This window comes from Pseudomonas syringae (genome assembly GCF_023278085.1).
In the GTDB taxonomy this organism is placed as follows: domain Bacteria; phylum Pseudomonadota; class Gammaproteobacteria; order Pseudomonadales; family Pseudomonadaceae; genus Aquipseudomonas; species Aquipseudomonas syringae_Q.
In genome coordinates this window covers 5111141-5131199 of the sequence record NZ_CP066265.1, presented here as the reverse complement: position 1 = coordinate 5131199, position 20059 = coordinate 5111141, and the positions used below count along the sequence as shown (strand labels likewise).

At 53.4% G+C, this 20059-nt stretch carries 13 protein-coding genes, 1 tRNA gene and 3 pseudogenes; 11 read left to right on the top strand and 6 right to left on the bottom strand.

Going from position 1 to position 20059, the window contains the following annotated elements; genetic code table 11:
• Positions 1-156 precede the first annotated feature (156 nt).
• From I9H07_RS22775 to I9H07_RS22760, 4 genes are read left to right on the top strand one after another with little or no spacing between them, the layout of a single operon-like run.
• Complete coding sequence (locus I9H07_RS22775; RefSeq protein WP_236427020.1) at positions 157-957, top strand: DNA adenine methylase; 801 nt, start codon at positions 157-159, stop codon at positions 955-957.
• Between the two features lie 22 nt (positions 958-979).
• Complete coding sequence (locus tag I9H07_RS22770) at positions 980-2212, top strand: metallophosphoesterase family protein (protein WP_236427021.1); 1233 nt, start codon at positions 980-982, stop codon at positions 2210-2212.
• A 3-nt stretch (positions 2213-2215) separates the two neighbouring features.
• Complete coding sequence (locus tag I9H07_RS22765; RefSeq protein ID WP_236427022.1) at positions 2216-3997, top strand: hypothetical protein; 1782 nt, start codon at positions 2216-2218, stop codon at positions 3995-3997.
• Positions 3997-4959: a hypothetical protein gene (locus tag I9H07_RS22760; protein WP_236426545.1), complete on the top strand. Its 963-nt coding sequence runs from the start codon at positions 3997-3999 to the stop codon at positions 4957-4959. The genes I9H07_RS22765 and I9H07_RS22760 overlap by 1 nt, the downstream gene beginning before the upstream one ends.
• Positions 4960-4982: 23 nt before the next feature.
• Here I9H07_RS22760 and I9H07_RS22755 read toward each other — a convergent pair.
• Positions 4983-5232, bottom strand: a pseudogene (locus tag I9H07_RS22755) (helix-turn-helix domain-containing protein).
• 97 nt (positions 5233-5329) lie between these two features.
• Between I9H07_RS22755 and tnpB the strand changes: the two are divergent.
• Positions 5330-5728, top strand: coding sequence for an IS66 family insertion sequence element accessory protein TnpB (gene tnpB, locus I9H07_RS22750; protein ID WP_236425777.1), 399 nt, complete (start codon positions 5330-5332; stop codon positions 5726-5728).
• A pseudogene (tnpC, locus tag I9H07_RS22745) lies at positions 5622-6347 on the top strand (IS66 family transposase); the annotation flags it as partial. The gene tnpB and the pseudogene tnpC, both read left to right, overlap by 107 nt.
• Positions 6348-6427: 80 nt before the next feature.
• On the opposite strand, the pseudogene I9H07_RS22740 reads toward tnpC, so the two are convergent.
• The 3 genes and pseudogenes from I9H07_RS22740 to I9H07_RS22730 form a co-directional block, all read right to left on the bottom strand.
• Positions 6428-7391: pseudogene (locus I9H07_RS22740) on the bottom strand (IS5 family transposase).
• 116 nt (positions 7392-7507) lie between these two features.
• The gene (locus tag I9H07_RS22735) at positions 7508-8617 is read right to left on the bottom strand and encodes a hypothetical protein (RefSeq protein ID WP_236427023.1); all 1110 of its coding nucleotides are present in this window, start codon (positions 8615-8617) and stop codon (positions 7508-7510) included.
• Between the two features lie 497 nt (positions 8618-9114).
• Positions 9115-9191: transfer RNA gene (locus I9H07_RS22730), tRNA-Arg, on the bottom strand.
• A 181-nt stretch (positions 9192-9372) separates the two neighbouring features.
• Here I9H07_RS22730 and I9H07_RS22725 point away from each other — a divergent pair.
• The 4 genes from I9H07_RS22725 (at position 9373) to I9H07_RS22710 (ending at position 15364) form a co-directional block, all read left to right on the top strand.
• Positions 9373-10635 carry an FAD-dependent monooxygenase gene (locus I9H07_RS22725; protein WP_236425586.1) on the top strand — a complete coding sequence of 421 codons (1263 nt, stop codon included), beginning with the start codon at positions 9373-9375 and terminating at the stop codon, positions 10633-10635.
• A gap of 274 nt (positions 10636-10909) precedes the next feature.
• Entirely contained in the window at positions 10910-12352 is a 1443-nt protein-coding gene (gabD, locus tag I9H07_RS22720; protein WP_024675265.1) for an NADP-dependent succinate-semialdehyde dehydrogenase, read from the top strand.
• A gap of 180 nt (positions 12353-12532) precedes the next feature.
• Positions 12533-13813 carry a 4-aminobutyrate--2-oxoglutarate transaminase gene (gene gabT / locus I9H07_RS22715; protein ID WP_024675264.1) on the top strand — a complete coding sequence of 427 codons (1281 nt, stop codon included), beginning with the start codon at positions 12533-12535 and terminating at the stop codon, positions 13811-13813.
• A 156-nt stretch (positions 13814-13969) separates the two neighbouring features.
• On the top strand, positions 13970-15364 hold the full coding sequence (locus I9H07_RS22710; RefSeq protein WP_236425585.1) for a response regulator: 1395 nt from the start codon (positions 13970-13972) through the stop codon (positions 15362-15364).
• Between the two features lie 292 nt (positions 15365-15656).
• On the opposite strand, the gene I9H07_RS22705 is transcribed toward I9H07_RS22710, so the two are convergent.
• Positions 15657-16655, bottom strand: coding sequence for a GGDEF domain-containing protein (locus I9H07_RS22705; protein ID WP_024675262.1), 999 nt, complete (start codon positions 16653-16655; stop codon positions 15657-15659).
• 132 nt (positions 16656-16787) lie between these two features.
• Entirely contained in the window at positions 16788-17972 is a 1185-nt protein-coding gene (gene desA, locus I9H07_RS22700) for a delta-9 fatty acid desaturase DesA (RefSeq protein ID WP_024675261.1), read from the bottom strand.
• A 155-nt stretch (positions 17973-18127) separates the two neighbouring features.
• On the opposite strand from desA, the gene dibA reads away from it, so the two are divergent.
• Complete coding sequence (dibA, locus tag I9H07_RS22695; protein WP_236425584.1) at positions 18128-20047, top strand: phosphodiesterase DibA; 1920 nt, start codon at positions 18128-18130, stop codon at positions 20045-20047.
• Positions 20048-20059 lie beyond the last annotated feature (12 nt).

Genomic DNA, 20059 nt, shown 5'->3' with positions numbered 1-20059 from the left:
TCGTATCGATCCATTTTGCCGTTGACGGAACAGGCACTTCAGATACGGAAGGGGCGTTTGCTGATACACAGGCGAATGGTTATGGAGTACGATGGACAATGACACGCACGACCGGTGCCGGAATTTCCTAATTTTAGATAAGTAAGCAGGTACTGGGTGGATCCCTTATTCAGATGGGCAGGGAGCAAAAGAAAGCTGCTACCCAATATCAAGTCAAGATTTCCGCGTTCATACGGCACGTACCATGAGCCATTCTGCGGTTCCGCATGTCTTTATTTTGATATCTTACCTGGTCACGCTGTTCTCTCTGACATGAATGAAGAGCTTATTCTCGCTTATCAGGAACTTCAGAAGTGCCCTAGTGGAGTATTTGACTACCTAGTTTCATACGAAGTATCGAAGGATAAGTACTATGAGATTAGAGGTCTAGATGTAGGTTCGATGACTACCGCCGAAAGGGCAGCAAGATTTATATACTTGAATAAGCTCTGTTTTAATGGTGTGTATCGTACTAACAAGTCCGGTTTTTTCAATGTGCCGATGGGCTCGAAAACGGGAAAAATGCCTACGCTGGAAGGGCTGTTAGCTATTTCAGAAGCGCTTCAGAATGCCCAAGTTATAAGCGGTGATTTTGCTGAGGCCGCTAAAAATATTAAATCTGGAGATTTGGTTTATTTGGACCCGCCGTACTCTAAACCCGAAAGTCGTGAGCGAGGTGAGTACGGATTAGGATCATTTCACTTCAGCGATATAGAACGATTGATTGTATTCCTGGAGTATATTAACTCCGTCGGCGCTTTTTTCATATTTTCGTACAGTGATTGTGAAATTATTAGACAAAATCTTCGAAGTGAATGGGTTGTTGAGGTTGTTAGTGTTAGGCGTCACGTTGCTGGTTTTAACGCCCACAGGAAAGTCGTGGACGAATTAATTGTAAGCAATTTTTCAGCTTGCTAAGGAGCGTAGTGTGGAGTATTCGATGAACATCGGTGTCGCTGTAATCAGCGATCTCCACATTGGCAGCGGCGCGAAGGCAAAGGATTTTTCTTTACCTGGGGCTGGCGGCGGTATCGTTGATAACTATATTTCTGAGTTTCGTAATTTTGTCGAGTCTGAAGGGTTGCGTGCCAATTATCTAATAGTTCCGGGGGATATTACTAACTCGGCATGTAAGCCTGAGTTCGAGTTGGCGTCAGAGCGGATTTCCCAGATCGCGTCATTCCTGACTGTACCTGAGTCAAATATTCTATTTTGTCCTGGAAACCATGATGTCGACTGGGAGACAATTAAAGCATTGAGCAGCCTTAATCATCCAGAGTCCCAGGTAATAAAAGCTAAGTACTTTAATTTTAATTCAGCAGGGTCTGTTTTTAGTCGAAATTTATCTAGCGCGACTGGCAGTTTTGATGAGTCTCCGTATTTGGCAGTTTGGGACTTCGATGATGCTTTAATCTGCGCTTTGAATACATCTGTATTCGATGGTCCTGATAAAAAGCCTCACTGTGGTGAAGTAAGGCCAGATCAATTGCTAAAAATAGACGCCTATCTTTCTAGCATTGGAAGGACAAAGAAGCTGAAGCTTTTTATGTTCCATCATCACCCTGTTCAGTATCTGGATGACACCTTTAATCAGCCAGATTTTAGTGTAATGTCAAATGCTGTCGGGCTTCTTGATCTGCTGTCTAAGCATGAATTTGACTTTGTTGTTCACGGGCACAAACACATACCTCGTTTTAATATGGAAATTAGAGATATCGGTCATCCTTTAAATATATTATGTGCAGGCAGTTTTAGCGCTTACTTGGATAACAAATATTTTGAGTCTGTGGGGAACCGATTTCATCTCGTCGAATTTCACGATCGTTGTCCAATAAGTACTTATGCACGAGGCGCGGTCAAAACTTGGACTCATTTCGTAGGGCGGGGATGGATGCCTAGCCTGCGCAGGCCTGGGGCTGAGCATCATCAAAACTTCGGCGCATTTCTACCTCGCGCTCAGCTAGTAATAAAAATCACTGCTGAGTTTGAAAAAATATTTATAAGCGCTCAGTTTATTAAGTGGGCGGACTTTGTATCAAACAATCCGGAGTTTAGGTATTTTACTAGTGAAACTCTTCGTGCATCGTTAAAAGAAGTCGCCGGTTCTATGGGTTTGATACTTCATGAAATAGATGCTTTTGGCTTGGATAAACTTGTGATCCTCAAGGGGTGAATGATGGCAATCTTCGATTCGACGAAGTTGATCAACCCGTTTGAAAATGATAATGCTCGTAACAGTACTATTGAGGACTTACCAAAGCAGTTTGTGTGGACAAAAATATTTGGTCGTTTGATTTCTCAGAAGAATCATATTTTACTTGGTGCTCGCGGGTCGGGAAAAACCGCGATCGTTAAAATGCTTTCGCATGAGTATCTCGCTAAGCTTAATCATCCTAAAGCCAAGCAGGTTATCAAGTCGAGAGCTTTTATTGGTATTTATGTACCTATGAGGTTGTCATGGGTTGGTGAGTTAAAAAGCTCCGTTTGGCTTACTGACTCGGAACAAGAGTTGCACTTCAAGTGGCGGTTGAATGCATCATGTTGCGCGTCCTACTTAAATACTTTGCGCAGTTGTATTGATTGCTATGCTGGGGATGTGGCGCAAAAAATTATAACTGAAAGAAGCATAGCCCGTAAGATATCTATGGCCTGGTTCGATCGTGATGATATAGTAAGTTTGCGTGAACTTAGGGAAACGCTTTCGGAGTTGGAGTACGATAAATTAATTGCTGAACAGAAGGCGAGGGTTAATTCGGAGATAAATCCAGCTGCAATTGGTGTCGCCTTTGAGTTAGGACTTTTTGAGCCTTTAAAGCGTGCCATTGCAATTACTAAGCAGTACATTCAATTTCCTCCAGATGTCGCCTGGGCGGTATGTTTAGATGAAGCGGAATATTTGAGTGAGTTTCACCATGTGATACTTAACTCACATCTGCGTACATTTGCGGATGGTCTCGTTTTTAAAATAACTACAATGCCTTACAAGCATTACACGCTTGAGACCAATACAAGTGTTCCTTTAAATAGGAAAGATGATTTTTCTTATATATATTTAGATAATTTAGATGTGGCCGCAAGGGTGTCTAAAGGTAACGAGTTTGAAATACTTGAGAAATTTTGTGAAGATATATTCAGTAAGCGATTAAAGAATAGTGCCTGGGCTGACAGTGGTGTGAATTTAAAATCGCTGCTGGGTACGTCATATCTACTGTCCAGTGATGAGAAGATAGATCAGGAAAAAATGCTCTTGTTGGTGGGCAAGCATTGTAATGAAAGAACTCGGCTAAGGGCTCGAGAACTAGCAGGGACTCAGCGATTTGATGATGAAATAGGCCGCAAATTAAAAGGGGCGCTATTAATAAGGGAGCTTAAGTCTTCTCATAGAGGCAATGCACACTTAGTCGCTTTTTCAGGTTACGAAATGGTGATTCGTTGCGCCGATGGTAACCCAAGAAGATTTATCAGTTTGCTTAATGCCTTTTATAATGCAAGCGGCGAAACTGGCGGATTCAAACCTATTTCGCCTGCAGTTCAAGATAGGACATTGCGAGCATACTCCTATGATGAATACAAAAGAATGGTTTACGAACCGAATCAGGGCCAAAAGGTCCATGATGTGTTATCGCTAATAGGCAAGTACTTTCAATATTGTCTACACAATCAAAAGCTGTCTACTGATATGGTTCTTTCGTTCAGATTTAACGTGGATGATGAGAGTATCTGGAGCGTAATAGCTGATGCGATTGGGCTGGGTCTTGTACGCCCTATTGTTGAGCGATCGAGCTACGACACGCTTCCCGTGAAAAGCGGCGTTTTCAGATTATCATATGTTCTCGCACCACATTTTAGTCTTCTTCCAAGAAGAGGCGACGACGTAGCGCTTAGTAGCATATTATCCTTCGGCGTGGATCGAGGTGTTGAACGTCACATTGGCTCTCAGCAAATGGAGTTGTTGTAATGGTATACCTAGATGTGACGGATATTTCGCTTGATGATGTAGAAAATTCTCACTATAACCTAGTGCTTTTCGCATGCGGTTATGAAGAGCGCTCAATATTTTTTCCCGGTGTATTCGAGTCTAGCTATGATGATGTTGTGGTATTCGGGTTCGCAGGTAGCGAAGGAAATGAAGACTATGCATTAAATAGTAATTACTATGCGCGTACTTCTAGATATAAAGTTTCGCCTACGCTTCTCGATTATTCTGACGCCAACAAGATTTTTTCTTACCTTGTTAAGGCTGTGTCCCTAGTAGACTTTTCGAAACATAAAAATTTTAAGATTCTCGTTGATTATTCCTCCATGCCCCGATTATGGTATTCGGAGATTTTGAACTTTATTAAGAATTTTGAGTTTTCAATTCCGGTGCAGTGTGATTTCGCTTATTCGATAGGTGAGCACTCGGGAGTTGGGCAAGCTAGGCAACTAAGTGATCCTATAGTCTTGCCAGGTTGCGCAGCTGTTTCAACATTTAGTAAAGAAACAGTTGGTATATTCAGTCTTGGGTTTAATGAGGGTGGTCCAATTTGTTTGCATCATAAAATTGAGCCGGATGTAGCGTTTTCTATCATTGCCCGCCCTGGGGCTTTAGATGACTATACAGAAAGAACGTTGCAATGTAATAGGTTCTTTTTGGATAATTTCTCATCGAACACTATATATCCTCCGCTTCATAGCGTTGCTCAATGTTATTCAGTTCTTCGGGAGATTTTCTTTCCATATCTTGGCAAGGCTGGCATTGTAATGGTGCCTTTTGGACCAAAGCCACATGCTCTTGCATCAATACTAGCGGCGATGAATTATCCGGAGGTATCCTGTCTTTACTCAAGTATGGGAGGTAGTGGGGGAGCGGTTAAACCTACGACTGAGCTAGTGATTTCAAGGGTCGACAAACTAGATCACTACCCATATATGGATTAGCTTCTCGGGGAGGCGTGCCCCCCCTACGTCCTTATATTTAAGGCCCGTTCATAGTTTTCCGTAAAACGAATGAGATCGGTCTTCAGTACTAGCACAAATCATGGAGTTGAACCGTATCTATCCGCCTCACCCCTCTCTCTACATCACTCATGAAAGATTGCGGTCTTCCTAATGCAGCTGAGCACTCCGCTTGGTCATCCCTGACTCAAGGCGCATACGCTTCAGCACCTGCAAAAAGATAACGTGCTCCCGTCGATAAATAGCCTTGGTCATTGCCGCATCCGTTGTAAGCGCTCCATAAACCCCACATTCAAATTGCTTAGCTGATCCCGGAAGCTGTGATCCCGATTCCCTCAGGAGCCAACTCGCCATGATGCGACCCGATGCCAAAGTCGAAAAAGTATATCTGTACCCCACGCCTGTGGACTTCCGAAAGTCTATCGACGGTCTGGCGGCACTGGTCGAACTGGACATCAAGGTCGCCGTATTTGATCCAGTACTTTTCGTCTTCCTCAACAAGCCACGCAACCGCGTGAAGATCTTGTACTGGGAGCGCAACGGCTTTTGCTTTTGGCTTAAGCGTCTGGAGTCCGAACGATTCAAAACATCGCCTGACGCCACCGACGAGGCGATTGTCCTGACGGTTCAGGAACTCAACTGGAGGCCCGCCCAGTCAGCCTGTTGTTCTGTTCGACTACTCAACCAGCCGTGCGCAGGAAGTACCGACGCGTCTGCTAGAAGGCTATCGTGGCTACTTGATGACGGATGATTACGCCGGTTACAACGCGCTTGGCGCGCAAGCCGGGGTCGAGCGCCTGGGTTGCTGGGCACATGCTCGTCGCAAGTTCGTAGAAGCACAAAAAGTGCAGCCCAAGGGCAAAACCGGGCGGGCGGATGTTGCTCTGAATTTGATCAACAAGCTTTACGGTATCGAGCGGGCGTTGAAAGAAGGCAGCGATGAGCAACGTTATGAAGCTCGCCAGCAAAACAGCGTACCGGTGCTGACTCAGTTGCACACCTGGATGGAGAAAACGCTGCCTCACGTCACTGTGCAAAATGCGCTGGGTAAGGCGATAAGCTATCTAGCCAGCAATTGGCAAAAGCTGGTGCGCTATACCGAAGCTGGATTTTTGCCCATCGACAACAATGCGGCCGAGCGTGCGATCAGACCGTTTGTGATCGGACGCAAGAACTGGCTATTCAGCGATACCCCCAAGGGTGCCACGGCCAGTGCTCAACTCTACAGCTTGGTCGAAACGGCTAAAGCCAACGGCCAAGAGCCCTATGCGTGGCTGCGCCACGCATTAGAACGGCTGCCAGTGGCGACCTCGGTTGAAGATTACGAAGCCTTGCTTCCGTGGAGCTGTACGCCTCGTTTGCATTCCTAGACGCACCGTCGTCTTTGGTTAGATGGGGTTTGTGGAGCGCTTACTCTTCAAACAGCACCTTTCCAAGGTGTTTTTCCGCATTACAGGTGTACCTCTCCTGTAGCCAGCAGCCGTTTTCGCGCCATCCAAAGGTTCGACAAGGCAAACAGAGTGGCCTGTTGCGCGATATTTTTAGCCAGCCCGCGAAACCGCACTTTCGTATAACCAAACTGGCGCTTGATCACACGAAATGGATGTTCCACCTTCGCTCGTACCTGGGCTTTCGCGAACTCGATCTTGCGGTATACCCGTGTGATCAAACTGGTCTTGCCATGCTTTTTGTAACAGCTTGGACGGACCGCAATTGACCATATCATCTGGCGATTCTGATGCTCCGCACGCTTGTCCACGCCGGTGTAGCCTGCATCGCCAATGACATAGGTTTCCTCGCCATGCAGCAACTGATCGACTTGAGTCACGTCCGCCACATTCGCCGCAGTACCCACCAGGCTATGGACTAAACCCGACTCGGCATCGACGCCTATATGCGCTTTCATGCCGAAGAAATACTGGTTTCCCTTCTTCGTCTGATGCATTTCGGGATCGCGTTTACCGTCCTTGTTCTTGGTAGAACTCGGCGCATGAATGATCGTCGCATCGACCACCGTACCTTGGCGCAGCATCAAACCACGATCACCCAGATAGCCGTTGATGACCTGCAAAATCCCGCCTGCCAACTCATGTTTCTCCAACAGACGCCGGAAGTTGAGAATGGTGGTTTCATCGAGAATCCGATCCAGACTCAATCCCGCGAACTGACGCAGGATTGTTGTTTCATACAACGCTTCCTCCATCGCCGGGTCGCTGTAGCCGAACCAGTTCTGCATCAAATGAATGCGCAGAACAGCCATTAAAGGATAGGCCGGAAGGCCACCTTCACCCTTGGGGTAATGAGGCTCGATCAGATTGATCAATCCCTTCCAGGGCACGACCTGATCCATCTCGATTACGGGTTTGCTTGCGTTTGCCAGCGTATTCGGCGTCGGCGAAGGTCATCTGCTTCATCAGGCGTCTCGGCGGTTGAGATCAGGCATCCTGCCAAATTTGGAGATCTTCTTCAGAGTTTCCCTAGGCGGGGTTTGTAGCGCGGATAATTTATAAGAAGGGTCTGATAGGAAATATTATAAATCGTCGTTTGAGTTAGAAGTTTTTCTACTCGCCCTAGCGTCTTCCGTCCCTCGAGCAAACACATATCCTGCGATAGTACCAAGCAATGTACCCAAAATCTCCTTGCTTAACTTCTCGCCAGTACCCAAAATAATTATTGTAATCAGCATAAATGCCATACCAACAACCTCTACAAGAGATCTATTTACTATTAAAGATTTCGCGACATCATCTGAAAAGACTTTTAACCCAAGAAACAGAAATAGCAATACACCTATCATTCCATAAACAGCATATACTAGTCTAATGTCTGTGCTTTCGCGGCGAGCCTCATCTTGTTTCTCTAGCTTTTTGAATTCTAATATAAAGCTAGATAACGCCTTTCTCTTGTCGTTCAAGCTCTCTTTTTCCTGTGTGCGAATATTTTTCAAAGCTAGCTCGGCTGCAATTTTTCCATTAACAATTGCTTCGAAATACCCATCTTGAATAGATGAATAGATAGAGTCATAATCTTTTGAAATCAAGAGCTTTAACTCAGAAATGTTGGCATTTAGTTCATTTTCGTCGATGTCTTCCCGTTCGTCTATAAACATTCTGCCAGTTGGTGAACGTCCTGCAAATATTAGTCCTACAGGGCCGCTTTTTGATTTAAACGCTTCTGAATACTTTGCCATTACGTCACTAGCAGCAGTTCTAGCAGCCTTTAAGTAGCCAGAGTCCACCGCAGAATCTCTTTCAAAATAAAAATCTAACGTTGAGCGACTCCAGAAATTTCCTTTTACGTCCATCGCACCCTCTAGTGATTGGCTTAAAAACACTAAAGCTTGTCGATATTTCTCCTGATTGACTTCGTTCCCTTTAAAGCTTTCGACAATCGCCTTCCCTTTTTTCCAATTACTTTCCGATATGGTGCCTTTTGGGGTCTTCTGTAATTGAGCGTTTTGAATTTTTTCCAACAAATCATCAAGGATTTTTATGTTGCGCTCATAAGCTCTTATGTCGGCTTTGGCTTGTCGTAGGTCGTCTTCAACTAATGGGGCAACAATGTTTTCGCCAACCTCGTCTGCTAATATGATTTGGCTAAACAGAAGGCATGTGAATATTAGCGATTTTTTGAAGTTCATAAAACCCTATGGAATGTGCCTCAGCTTCTTTAAAGCTGGAAATGAGAATATATTTATTTTTCTAAAAATATTAGCTAGCAGCCAAAAAATTAGATCTAAATTACGTTGAGCAGTTGCCATTTTGAGGTTTTTTTGACTGCCATCCGAGCGGGAAGCTTCTGTTGACGAAGATATGTGGTGCACTCTGCAGAGCATGTTATCCCTTACCAATTTGGATCCCTTTTAATTAGCCAGATGCTAGCAGGCCTGAATGGCAGTTGTCTTGCCAAATCGGTTAGCCCTAAACTTAATAGGGAATCCAAACGACGACTTTTGGCCGAAAGCAGGCTGCTAGTCGGGAGGAGCGGAGCTACAAATTTGGTGTCATGTTTTCACGAGGTCGTGTGCTAGGGCCTAGATTGTTCATTTTGTGCAAAAACAAAAAAAGCCCGCACAAGGCGGGCTTCGGGCATTTCGTAGACTGTCCACAACTCAAGACACATCCAAACTGCAAAATATGGTGCACCAGGCGGGATTCGAACCCACGACCCCTGCCTTCGGAGGGCAGTACTCTATCCAGCTGAGCTACTGGTGCAGCGCGGGCGCCATGATACTCACATGGGTACGGGGCGTCCAGTTGCGGGCGGTGCGTGACGCAAATACGATTAGCCGCCCCCATTGGCCCACGCCTGCCCCCGTCTCATCGCGTTACATGACCCCAGCGTTCAAAGCACCTTACCTAAACCCACACCCGGCTTTCAGCCCACTCGCTTCGGGTGCATGATGCACCCCACATCATCCACCCAGATCGTTCTCACCGGGGGCCTCCTATCAATCAGTTCAAAAGCATCGAGCGCAGCCCGTGTCGCGTTCTTGTCACCGGGGCCAGCATCGCGGGTTGCGCTGCGGCGTGGTGGCTGACGCAGCGTAACTGCGATGTCACGGTCATCGAGCAGGCGCCTGCCTTTCGCGATGGCGGGCAGAATGTGGATGTGCGGGGTGCCGCGCGTGAAGTGCTGCGTCTGATGGGGCTTGAGCAGGCGGTGAAGGACCTCAATACCGGCGAGACGGGGATTGCGTGGGTCGATGAGGACAACCGTACGGCGGCGCGCATTGATCTGTCCGGTCTGGAGGGCGACGGCCCGACGGCTGAGCTTGAGGTGTTGCGCGGTGACCTTGCGCGCCTGCTTTACGAGGCTTCTTCTGCCGACGCGTTCTATCGTTTTGGTGATCGGATCGTTTCGGTCGAGCACGATGATGCGGGTGTGAGTGTCACGTTTGAGGACGGTGGCGAGGAGCGTTTCGATTTGCTGATCATTGCCGAAGGTGTTGGTTCGCGTACGCGGGAGCTGGTGTTCCCCGGTGAGAATCGGCCGCGCAGGATGGATCTGGCGAGCGCCTTTTTTACCGTGCCTCGCGCACCGAGCGACAGTCAGACTGCGCGTTGGTACAACGCAGTGGGTGGTCGAAGTGCAGGTGTTCGTCCGGACAACCGTGGTACGACGCGGGCGTTTTTCAATGTGCAGGGTCAGAAGCACCTTGCGGTCGGCGGCAGTGTTGAAGAGCAAAAGGCTTTTCTTCGGGCGTCTTTCGAGGGCGCGGGCTGGGAGGTGCCTCGTCTGCTGGCCGGGATGGAGGTCGCGGAGGACTTCTGGTTCGATGACCTGCGCCAGGTGAAGATGGATCGCTGGTCGAACGGCCCTGTGGTGTTGCTGGGTGATGCGGCGTGGTGTGTCACGCCGCTGGGCGGGGTCGGTGCTTCGTTGTCGCTGATTGGCGCGTATGTGCTGGCGGGCGAACTCACCAAAACCGACACGATTGCAGAGGCCCTCGCCGCGTATGAGTACGTTCTGCGCCCGGTGGTGAAGAAGTCGCAGAGCGTACCGAAGCTTGTGCCGCGTCTGGTTCATCCGCAAAGTCGTGCAGGAGTAAAGATTCTTCGCGCTGTGCAGCGGATTGTTGCAACCCCTTTTATTGTCAGGCGTACGGCCAAGGCGCTCACTCCGGCGGTCCAGTCGTTCACGCTTCCCGATTATTGACAGTGGTGCAGTCTCATCCGGGGCTGACACTGATCAGAAAACCACACAGAACCATCTGGCCGTTCTTTTTTTCGAACGGGCTATTGTCCTTTGCCCCCGCAATGCCTAGGATTCGTTTGAGATTTCAAACGCTCTTGTTCGGTCTTCCTGCTTTTATGCGTTGCGCATCGCTGGAACCCGATGGAATGTTTTCCTGACGATGGCTTCCAAACGGGGTGCATCGATATTCAATTGTTAGCTCCGCCTTTGTGCGGCGCTGTTTAGGAGGCCCGACATGCAGCTTAAAGATTCCACTCTGTTCCGCCAGCAAGCCTACATCAACGGCCAGTGGCTGGACGCGGACGGTGGTCAGTCGATCAAGGTCAACAACCCGGCGACCAACGAAATCCTCGGCACCGTGCCGAAAATGGGCGCGGCCGAGACGCGTCGGGCGATTGAGGCGGCTGACAAGGCGCTGCCGGCCTGGCGTGCGCTGACGGCGAAAGAGCGCGGCAACAAGCTGCGTCGCTGGTTTGAGCTGATGATCGAGAATCAGGACGACCTGGGTCTGCTGATGACCCTGGAGCAGGGCAAGCCACTGGCTGAGGCCAAGGGCGAGATCACCTACGCCGCGTCGTTCATCGAGTGGTTCGCGGAAGAAGCCAAGCGCGTCTATGGCGATGTGATTCCCGGTCACCAGCCGGACAAGCGCCTGATCGTGCTCAAGCAGCCGATTGGTGTGACGGCAGCGATCACCCCGTGGAATTTCCCGGCAGCGATGATCACCCGCAAGGCCGGTCCTGCGCTGGCGGCGGGGTGCACCATGGTGCTCAAGCCTGCATCGCAAACGCCGTTTTCGGCACTGGCGCTGGCTGAGCTGGCCGAGCGTGCGGGTATCCCGGCCGGGGTGTTCAGTGTCGTGACTGGCAGCGCGGGCGATATCGGCAGCGAGCTGACCGGTAACCCGATCGTGCGTAAGTTGTCGTTCACGGGCTCGACCGAGATTGGTCGCCAGTTGATGGCTGAATGCGCCAAGGACATCAAGAAAGTGTCGCTGGAGCTGGGCGGTAACGCGCCTTTCATCGTGTTCGACGATGCTGATCTCGACAAGGCGGTCGAAGGCGCGATGATCTCCAAGTACCGCAACAACGGCCAGACCTGCGTCTGTGCCAACCGCATCTATGTGCAGGACGCGGTGTATGACGCGTTCGCCGAGAAGCTCAAGGCGGCGGTCGGCAAGCTGAAGATCGGTAACGGTCTGGAAGACGGCATCACCACCGGCCCGCTGATCGACGACAAGGCGGTGGCCAAGGTCAAGGAACACATCGCCGATGCGGTCAGCAAAGGCGCGACCGTGCTGACCGGCGGCAACAGCCTGGAAGGTTCTTTCTTCGAACCGACTATTCTGGTCAATGTGTCGAAAGATGCAGCCGTCGCCAGGGAAGAAACCTTTGGCCCGCTGGCGCCGCTGTTCCGCTTCAAGGACGAGGCTGAAGCGATTGCGCTGGCCAACGACACCGAGTTCGGTCTGGCGTCGTACTTCTATGCGCAGAACATGAGCCGTGTGTTCCGGGTTGCCGAGGCGCTGGAATATGGCATGGTGGGTATCAATACCGGCCTGATCTCCAACGAGCTGGCACCGTTCGGCGGTATCAAGTCGTCCGGTCTGGGCCGTGAAGGCTCCAAGTACGGCATCGAAGATTATCTGGAAATCAAATACCTCTGCCTGTCGGTCTGATTGACGCAGGGGTATTGCAGCCGATGGCGCGCGAGAGCGACGTGTCATCGGCTTTTTGCAGCACAGCAGTTTCTTGGTGGCCTGAAGGCTGCAGCAGTCGATCATCGTATGCTGCCGCAGTTGATCCAGCCCGCTTGATCCTTGAACCACGCCGACCGATGAGCGGCGAATGAGGAATACATGAGCAAGACTAACGACTCCCTGATGCAACGCCGCCATGCTGCCGTCCCGCGCGGCGTCGGGCAGATCCACCCGATCTTCGCTGCTTCGGCGAAGAACGCCACAGTGACCGACGTAGAAGGTCGTGAATTCATCGACTTCGCCGGCGGCATCGCTGTGCTGAACACCGGCCACCTGCACCCGAAAATCGTTGCAGCGGTGCAAGAGCAGCTGACCAAGCTGACCCACACCTGCTTCCAGGTACTGGCTTACGAGCCGTACGTCGAGCTGTGCGAGAAGGTCAACGCCAAGGTCCCGGGTGATTTCGAGAAGAAAACCCTGCTGGTGACCACCGGTTCCGAAGCGGTGGAAAACGCCGTCAAAATCGCGCGTGCTGCCACTGGCCGTGCCGGTGTGATCGCTTTCACTGGCGCTTACCACGGTCGGACCATGATGACCCTCGGTCTGACCGGCAAGGTGGTGCCTTACTCGGCCGGCATGGGCCTGATGCCGGGCGGTATCTTCCGTGCGCTGTACCCGTGCGAGCTGCACGGCGTGAGCGTTGATGATTCCATCGCCAGCATCGAGCGCATTTTCAAGAACGATGCCGAGCCTAGAGACATCGCTGCAATCATCATCGAGCCGGTGCAGGGCGAGGGTGGTTTCTACGTGGCGCCGAAGGCGTTCATGAAGCGTCTGCGCGAGCTGTGCGACAAGCACGGCATCCTGTTGATCGCTGACGAAGTGCAGACCGGCGCTGGCCGTACCGGCACCTTCTTCGCCATGGAGCAGATGGGCGTTGCTGCCGATCTGACCACTTTTGCCAAGTCCATCGCTGGCGGCTTCCCGCTGGCGGGTGTGTGCGGCAAGGCCGAGTACATGGATGCCATCGCACCGGGCGGCCTGGGCGGCACGTACGCGGGCAGCCCGGTAGCCTGTGCGGCGGCACTGGCGGTGCTGGATATTTTTGAAGAAGAGCACCTGCTGGAGCGCTGCCAGGCACTGGGCGAACATCTGGTAACGTCGCTCAAGGCGATGCAGGCCAAGTACCCGGTCATCGGTGAAGTGCGTGCGCTGGGCGCGATGATTGCGGTTGAGCTGTTTGAAGACGGCGACTCGCACAAGCCTAACGCGGCAGCAGTCGCTCAGGTTGTCGCCAAGGCGCGGGACAAGGGTCTGATCCTGCTGTCGTGCGGCACTTATGGCAACGTGTTGCGGGTGCTTGTACCGCTGACCGCCGAAGATGAATTGCTGAACCGTGGCCTGGCGATTCTCGACGAATGTTTTGCTGAAATCGCCTGAAAAATGTGAAGTCACGAATTGATTAATTTGTGACCAAACAGACAAAAAAAGCCCGTTTCGACGGGTTTTTTTTCGTCTGGAGCAAGGTATTTCGCTGTTTTGGCTATGTACGGGCGATTGCATTGGCTAAGGTGAGCGCATCGACATCGGAGAGTCATGATGACTGCTGTAGTTTTGCCCGCGGTTCCTCGCGTATTAATTGCTGAGTCTGACCCGTGGGTCCGCGAGACGCTGAGTGATCTGGTGTTGGGTGTGCGTGCGGATGTCGAACTGGAGATGTGCACCGATGGCAAACAGGCTGTCGAGTGGATGAAGAAGCATCTTCCTGATCTGGTCATCGCCTCGCGCGAGTTGCCGGGTATTGACGGGCTGAGCCTGCTGCGCGGTGTGCGCAACCTGCGTCGTCAGCCCGTCATCCCTTTCATCCTGCTCAGCAACCGCAACGACAGCGCCAGCGTGCGCGAGGTCGTGCCGCTGGCGCCGACGGCCTACCTGACCAAGCCGCTGAACACCGAGGGTTTGCGCCAGCGCCTGGAAGGGCTGCTGCTGGAGCATCGCGCTCCGGCTCCGGGCGATGTGCCAGCGCTGACACCTGGGCTGACCCTGACCGCGTTTCTCGACAAGCGTCGTGATATCGCAGACGGTGCGCCGCTGTACGTCGATGTCGCGACGGCGATCAAGCTCAGTCAGACGCCGGGCGGAACTGATCCGGTGTTGCTGGAACAGGAGCTACGCAACGATCCGCACATCACCGCCGTGCTGGTTGCCGCCGCCAACAGCGCTGCCCAGCATCTGGGCAAGCCGATTCAGTCGCTGGCCGGGGCTTTGGCCGTTCTGGGGCCGGTGCAGGGCGCGAACATTGCGTTGGGGCTGGCCAAAAAACGCATGGCTGTACTCACCGACGATGCGTTGCTGGCGCAGGCCAGTGAGCTGTGGGCCATGTCGCAGCGTACCGCCGACTACGCGCGTATTCTGGGCGGCATGCTGGAGCTGGATGTGGAGCGCTGTTTCTGCGCCGGGCTGCTGCAATCGCTGGGTGATCTGGCGGTAGTGGGTTGCCTGCAGGAATGGCTGCTGGCCGGTGGGGGGCTGAACGAGCAGGTCATCAAACACGCCCTGGAGCAGTATTCCGCCGCGTTCGGTTCTGCGTTGCGCACCCGCTGGCGCTTGCCGCTGGAACTGCGCGAGCTGATCGCTGCGGTGTATCAGTACAACACCGGCATCTACACGCGCGAAGTTCTGGCGATGAACCTGGCGGGCCAAATGGCGCGGTTAGGCGAGGAGGAAAGTGTCACTGAGCTGGTCAAGACCAAGTCGGCCAAGCTGCTGAAGCTGAGCGTGGGCGATCTACAGCGACTGCGCAAGAAGCTGACCGGTGTGACTGATCCGAGTTTGCTGAGGCCGGTGCCGACCGAGCCAGATGCTGCTGTTCAAGCGGCAGAAGAGGAAGACGAGCCCGACTTACTGGACCTGGCACCTGAGGCTCCTGCTGAAGAGCCTGCTGCGATCGAGGATCCGGCTGGCGCTATTCAGGGTCCGCCCGAAAAGTAAAAACCTGACTGACGCAGAAAATCCATCGACTGTACCGGACTCTTCGCGGACAAGTCCGCTCCTACAGGGCACCGCGTTCTCCTGTAAGAGCGAACTTGTTCGCGAAGGCGGTATTCCTGACGCAGAAAATCCATCGACTGCAACGAACTCTTCGCGGACAAGTCCGCTCCTACAGGGCACCGCAGACTCCTACAGGGCTTGGTGCCGTGTGCGCACTTGTGGGAGCGACCGGGGTGGCGATCCGCCTTGTTCGCGATGGACCAGTCGTGCTTTCTGCCTTCGAGAAGGCATTTCAGACCAGTACGATCTGGTTCTTGCCCTGGCGTTTGGCTTGATACATCGCAGCGTCGGCGCGGCCGTAGAGGGTTTCCAGGCTCTGGTCGTCCGGGCCAAGATTGGTCAGGCCCTGGCTGGCAGTAATGCTGAACGTAACGCCAGCAGCCTGGAAGTTCTGACGCTGGATCTCGCGTTGCAGGCGTTCGGCAATCTGCATGGCCATTTCCGGTGCGCAGCCAGGGAACACCGCCGCGAATTCTTCGCCGCCAATGCGCCCGAACAGATCACCCCGCCTCAATGCCGAACGACCGCTCTCGGCGATACGCTGCAAGACCGTATCGCCTTCCTGGTGGCCGTAGGTGTCGTTCACCAGTTTGAAGTCATCGATATCGAGCAACAGAAAGGCCAGCGGTGTGCCGTTCAGGCGCGCCAGTTCGAACTCGCGCTGGGCGCATTCAAAGAAGTGGCGGCGGTTGCTGCTCTGGGTCAATACGTCGGTGGTTGCCAGGCGTTGCAGTTCATCTTCGAGGTGTTTCTTCTCGGTGATGTCTTCGGCGATGCCCACTACGATCAAGCGCTGACTGGCGTCGGCGCGATGGCTCAGGAAGCATTTGTCGCTCAGCCAGCGAACTTCGCCGTCGGCACGAATGATCCGGTATTCGCGATCTTCAATGGCGCCTTTCTCGATGACTTCGCTCAGGCTGCGTTCGGCGTAGTTGAGATCGTCCGGGTAGATGCTGTCACGCCACTCGCCGTAGTCGGCCAGCAGCAACCCCGCCGACCGCCCGAAGATGCGCTCGTAGGCGGGGCTGACGTAGACCATGTGCTGGGTTTCCCAGTCAAACGCCCACAGAACAGCGTTCACACTCACCAGCAAAGAGCTGAACAATTGTTCGCGTTCGCTCAAGCGTGCAACTTCGGCCTGAGCGTGCATCAGGGCTAACAGGGTTTCTGCGGTTGCGGGCATATCTGTGATCGGTGCGCCAGATGAGGCGATAGGGGACTGCTTTTCCATGAGCATGCATCTCAAGCATTGGCGGCACTGCCAAACCCTTTCCCGTAGTTCCCGGGAACGTTGATGAGATAGGCTGAACGGGGGGAAGTTCAAAAACGGACGCGCCCGAGAGGGGCGCGCCGATCAACGGTATCAGGCGTGCGCAGGGCGCAGCGAGTAGGTTTTCAGCTGGTCAGCGAAGTCGCGCAGGGACTGAATGCCACTGGCTTCGGCTTCGTGAATCCACTCTTTCATGGCTGACAGCATGTCGTGACCATTGCTGCTGGTCTTGACCCAGATCTGCTGCAACGCGAGGCGTTTTTCGTAGATCACCTTCAGCGCGTGACTGTGTTCCAGCATGGTCTGGATACGCAGGTGGTGCTTGTCATCGAGCAGGCTGGTCTCACGTGACAGCAGCCGTTTGGCACGGCGGAACTGATGGCGCACCGATTCGTCAGCCTTGCCCAGCTCCTGGGCAACCAGTGGCGCGATCACCAGCTTGCGGTACTGCGCCATGATCTGAAACCGGTTGTTGAGGATCGCCATGGCGGTGTCCATGTCCATGCTGCCCTTGCCTTCGACCCGGTGGGCGATAGGCGCAACCCGCTGGACCTTGGCCAGACGCAGGAAGCTGAACACCTTGATCCAGGCCCAGCCCATGTCGAACTCCCACGGCTTGACGGACAGCTTGGCCGAGTTGGGATAGGTGTGGTGGTTGTTGTGCAGCTCTTCACCGCCGATCACGATGCCCCACGGCACCAGATTGGTCGCCGCGTCACGGCACTCGAAATTGCGATAGCCGACCGCATGGCCAAGGCCGTTGACCACGCCTGCCGCCCAGAACGGAATCCACATCATCTGCACCGCCCAGACGGTGATGCCGAGGGCGCCGAACAGGGCCACATCGATCACCGCCATCAGGGCGATACCCAGCAGCTTGTAGCGCGAGTACAGATTGCGCTCGATCCAGTCTTCCGGGCAGTTTTTGCCGTAGATGCGCAGGGTGTCCTGATTCTGTGCTTCTTCGCGATACAGCTCGGCGCCCTTGCGCAGCACTGTGGACAGGCCCTTGACGACCGGGCTGTGCGGGTCGTCGATGGTTTCGCATTTCGCGTGATGCTTGCGGTGGATGGCCGTCCACTCGCGGGTGTTCTGGGCAGTGGTCAGCCACAGCCAGAAACGGAAGAAGTGCTTCAGCCCCGCATTGAGTTCAAGCGAGCGGTGCGCTGAGTAGCGGTGCAGATAGACCGTGACGCCAATAATCGTCACGTGGGTCATTACCAGCGTGACTGCTATTACCTGCCAGACGGAAAGGTCGAGCAAACCGTTGTACCACATAGGCTGTTTGGCCCTCGTAGAAATTGCCGGTGAAGAAAAAAGTCGCCAGAGCATTATCACTGACATTGCACAGAAAACCAGTCACCCTTGCAGATAAGAGTCGCAGGATGTTTCTTGCTTTATAATCCAGACCTTTAGTCAGGCCTCCGTTTTTTATGTCCGATTATTCCCGTGGCGCGCTGCGAACCGCCGTTCTGTATGGGCTGCTGTCGATTCTGTGGTTCGTGACCGGCGATTACCTGCTGCCTTTTCTGGTCGACGATCCGGCGCAGCTGGCTTTCGGGCACCAGATGATCGGTTGCAGCTGGGCGCTGCTCAGCGCCGTCATGATCTTCATTGCACGTGACAGATTGAAGTGCATCGTCGGCGGCGAGGCGCTGTTTGAGCGGCAACAGCAAGACTATGACCGGCTGCTGCTCGCAGCGGTTGTATTCGACAGCACGCGTGAAGGTGTGCTGGTCAGTGATGCCGCAGGGCGCATCGTCCACGTCAATCGCGCGTTTGTCGACATTACCGGCTATCAGGCCGAAGAGGTTCTGGGCTTCAACCCCAGCAAGTTCAAGTCCGGTCGGCATGGCCCCGAGTTTTATCGGCAGATGTATCACTCGCTGCTGAGTGCCGGTCAGTGGAGCGGCGAGATCTGGAATCGGCGCAAAAGCGGCGAGATCTACCCGCAGTGGCAGACCATCCGCAGCATCAAGGGTGATGACGGGAAAGCCAGGCACTACGTGGCGGTGTTTTCCGACATCACGGCCATCAAGCGCTCCGAGCAGGAACTGGCGCAACTGGCGCACTATGACGCGCTGACTGAATTGCCGAACCGTTTGCTGTTGACCGACCGTATCAGCCAGGCGCTGACCTCGGCACGCTCCAGCAAGCGCGGTTGTGCGCTGTTGCTGGTGGATCTGGATAACTTCAGAAACATCAACGACAGCCTCGGCCATAACATCGGCGACGAGGTGCTCAAGGCGGCCGCCGAACGCCTCAAGGGGCTGGCCAACCGTGACATGACGGTCTCGCGTCTGGGCGGTGATGAATTCGCGCTGCTGGTCAAAAACTGTGCGCAAATGGTTCATGCTGCGGCCCTCGCGCAGCAGGTGATCAACGCGTTCAAGTCGCCTTACGTCATCGCCGGGCATCAGCTGTTTGTCACCGCCAGTATCGGCATCAGCCTGTTTCCCGGTGACGCACTGACCGCCGAACAGTTGCTGCGCAATGCCGACTCAGCGCTGTTCAAGGCTAAGAATGACGGCCGTGAAGGCTTTGCGCTGTACACCGAAGAACTGACCGTCCATGCCCGGCAAAGGGTGCAACTGGCCAGCGAACTGCGTCAGGCGATTGAGCAGGAAGAATTGCGGGTGTTCTACCAGCCGGTTCACGACCTGGTGACCGGGCGCATTTGCGCTGTCGAAGCGCTGGTGCGCTGGCAACACCCGACTCGCGGCATGGTGTCGCCGGGCGATTTTATCCCCATCGCCGAGCAGAACGGGCTGATCGTCGATATCGACGCCTGGGTGCTGAATACCGCCTGCCGGCAAATGCAGGCGTGGCTGGCGGCGGGCGTTGCGATTGCGTCCGTCGCGGTCAACGTGTCCAGCCGTCTGTTCAGCCGGGGCGATCTGGATCGGCAAGTGGCACAGGTACTGAACGATACCGGGCTTGATCCGACGTTTCTTGAGCTGGAAGTCACTGAAAGCGCGGTCATGGAGGACCCCGAGCAGGCCATCGAGCAATTGCACCGGCTGCGTGAACTGGGCCTGAGCCTGGCCATCGACGATTTTGGCACTGGCTACTCGTCACTCTTGCGGCTCAAGAGCATGCCGGTGCAGAAGCTCAAGATCGATCAAGGCTTCGTCGCCGGGCTGCCGGGTGACGATGATGACATCGCGATTGTCCGGACAGTCATCGCGCTGGCTTCCAGCCTGGGTATGCGCGTGCTGGCAGAAGGTATCGAACATGCCAGCCAGGCGTCATTTCTGCTGAGCAATGGTTGCCAGTTGGGCCAGGGCTACTGGTTCGCCCGGCCAATGCCCGCGCAGTCAATCGACTGGGCTCACGCGCCCGCGTTCAACTAGGCCGCTACCCAA

Coding starts and splice junctions, on each gene's coding strand:
- I9H07_RS22770 (WP_236427021.1), top strand. CDS start 980: ATGAACATCGGTGTCGCTGTAATCAGCGATCTCCACATTGGCAGCGGC.
- I9H07_RS22765 (WP_236427022.1), top strand. CDS start 2,216: ATGGCAATCTTCGATTCGACGAAGTTGATCAACCCGTTTGAAAATGAT.
- I9H07_RS22760 (WP_236426545.1), top strand. CDS start 3,997: ATGGTATACCTAGATGTGACGGATATTTCGCTTGATGATGTAGAAAAT.
- tnpB (WP_236425777.1), top strand. CDS start 5,330: ATGATGCGACCCGATGCCAAAGTCGAAAAAGTATATCTGTACCCCACG.
- I9H07_RS22735 (WP_236427023.1), bottom strand. CDS start 8,617: ATGAACTTCAAAAAATCGCTAATATTCACATGCCTTCTGTTTAGCCAA.
- gabD (WP_024675265.1), top strand. CDS start 10,910: ATGCAGCTTAAAGATTCCACTCTGTTCCGCCAGCAAGCCTACATCAAC.
- gabT (WP_024675264.1), top strand. CDS start 12,533: ATGAGCAAGACTAACGACTCCCTGATGCAACGCCGCCATGCTGCCGTC.
- I9H07_RS22710 (WP_236425585.1), top strand. CDS start 13,970: ATGATGACTGCTGTAGTTTTGCCCGCGGTTCCTCGCGTATTAATTGCT.
- I9H07_RS22705 (WP_024675262.1), bottom strand. CDS start 16,655: ATGGAAAAGCAGTCCCCTATCGCCTCATCTGGCGCACCGATCACAGAT.
- desA (WP_024675261.1), bottom strand. CDS start 17,972: ATGTGGTACAACGGTTTGCTCGACCTTTCCGTCTGGCAGGTAATAGCA.
- dibA (WP_236425584.1), top strand. CDS start 18,128: ATGTCCGATTATTCCCGTGGCGCGCTGCGAACCGCCGTTCTGTATGGG.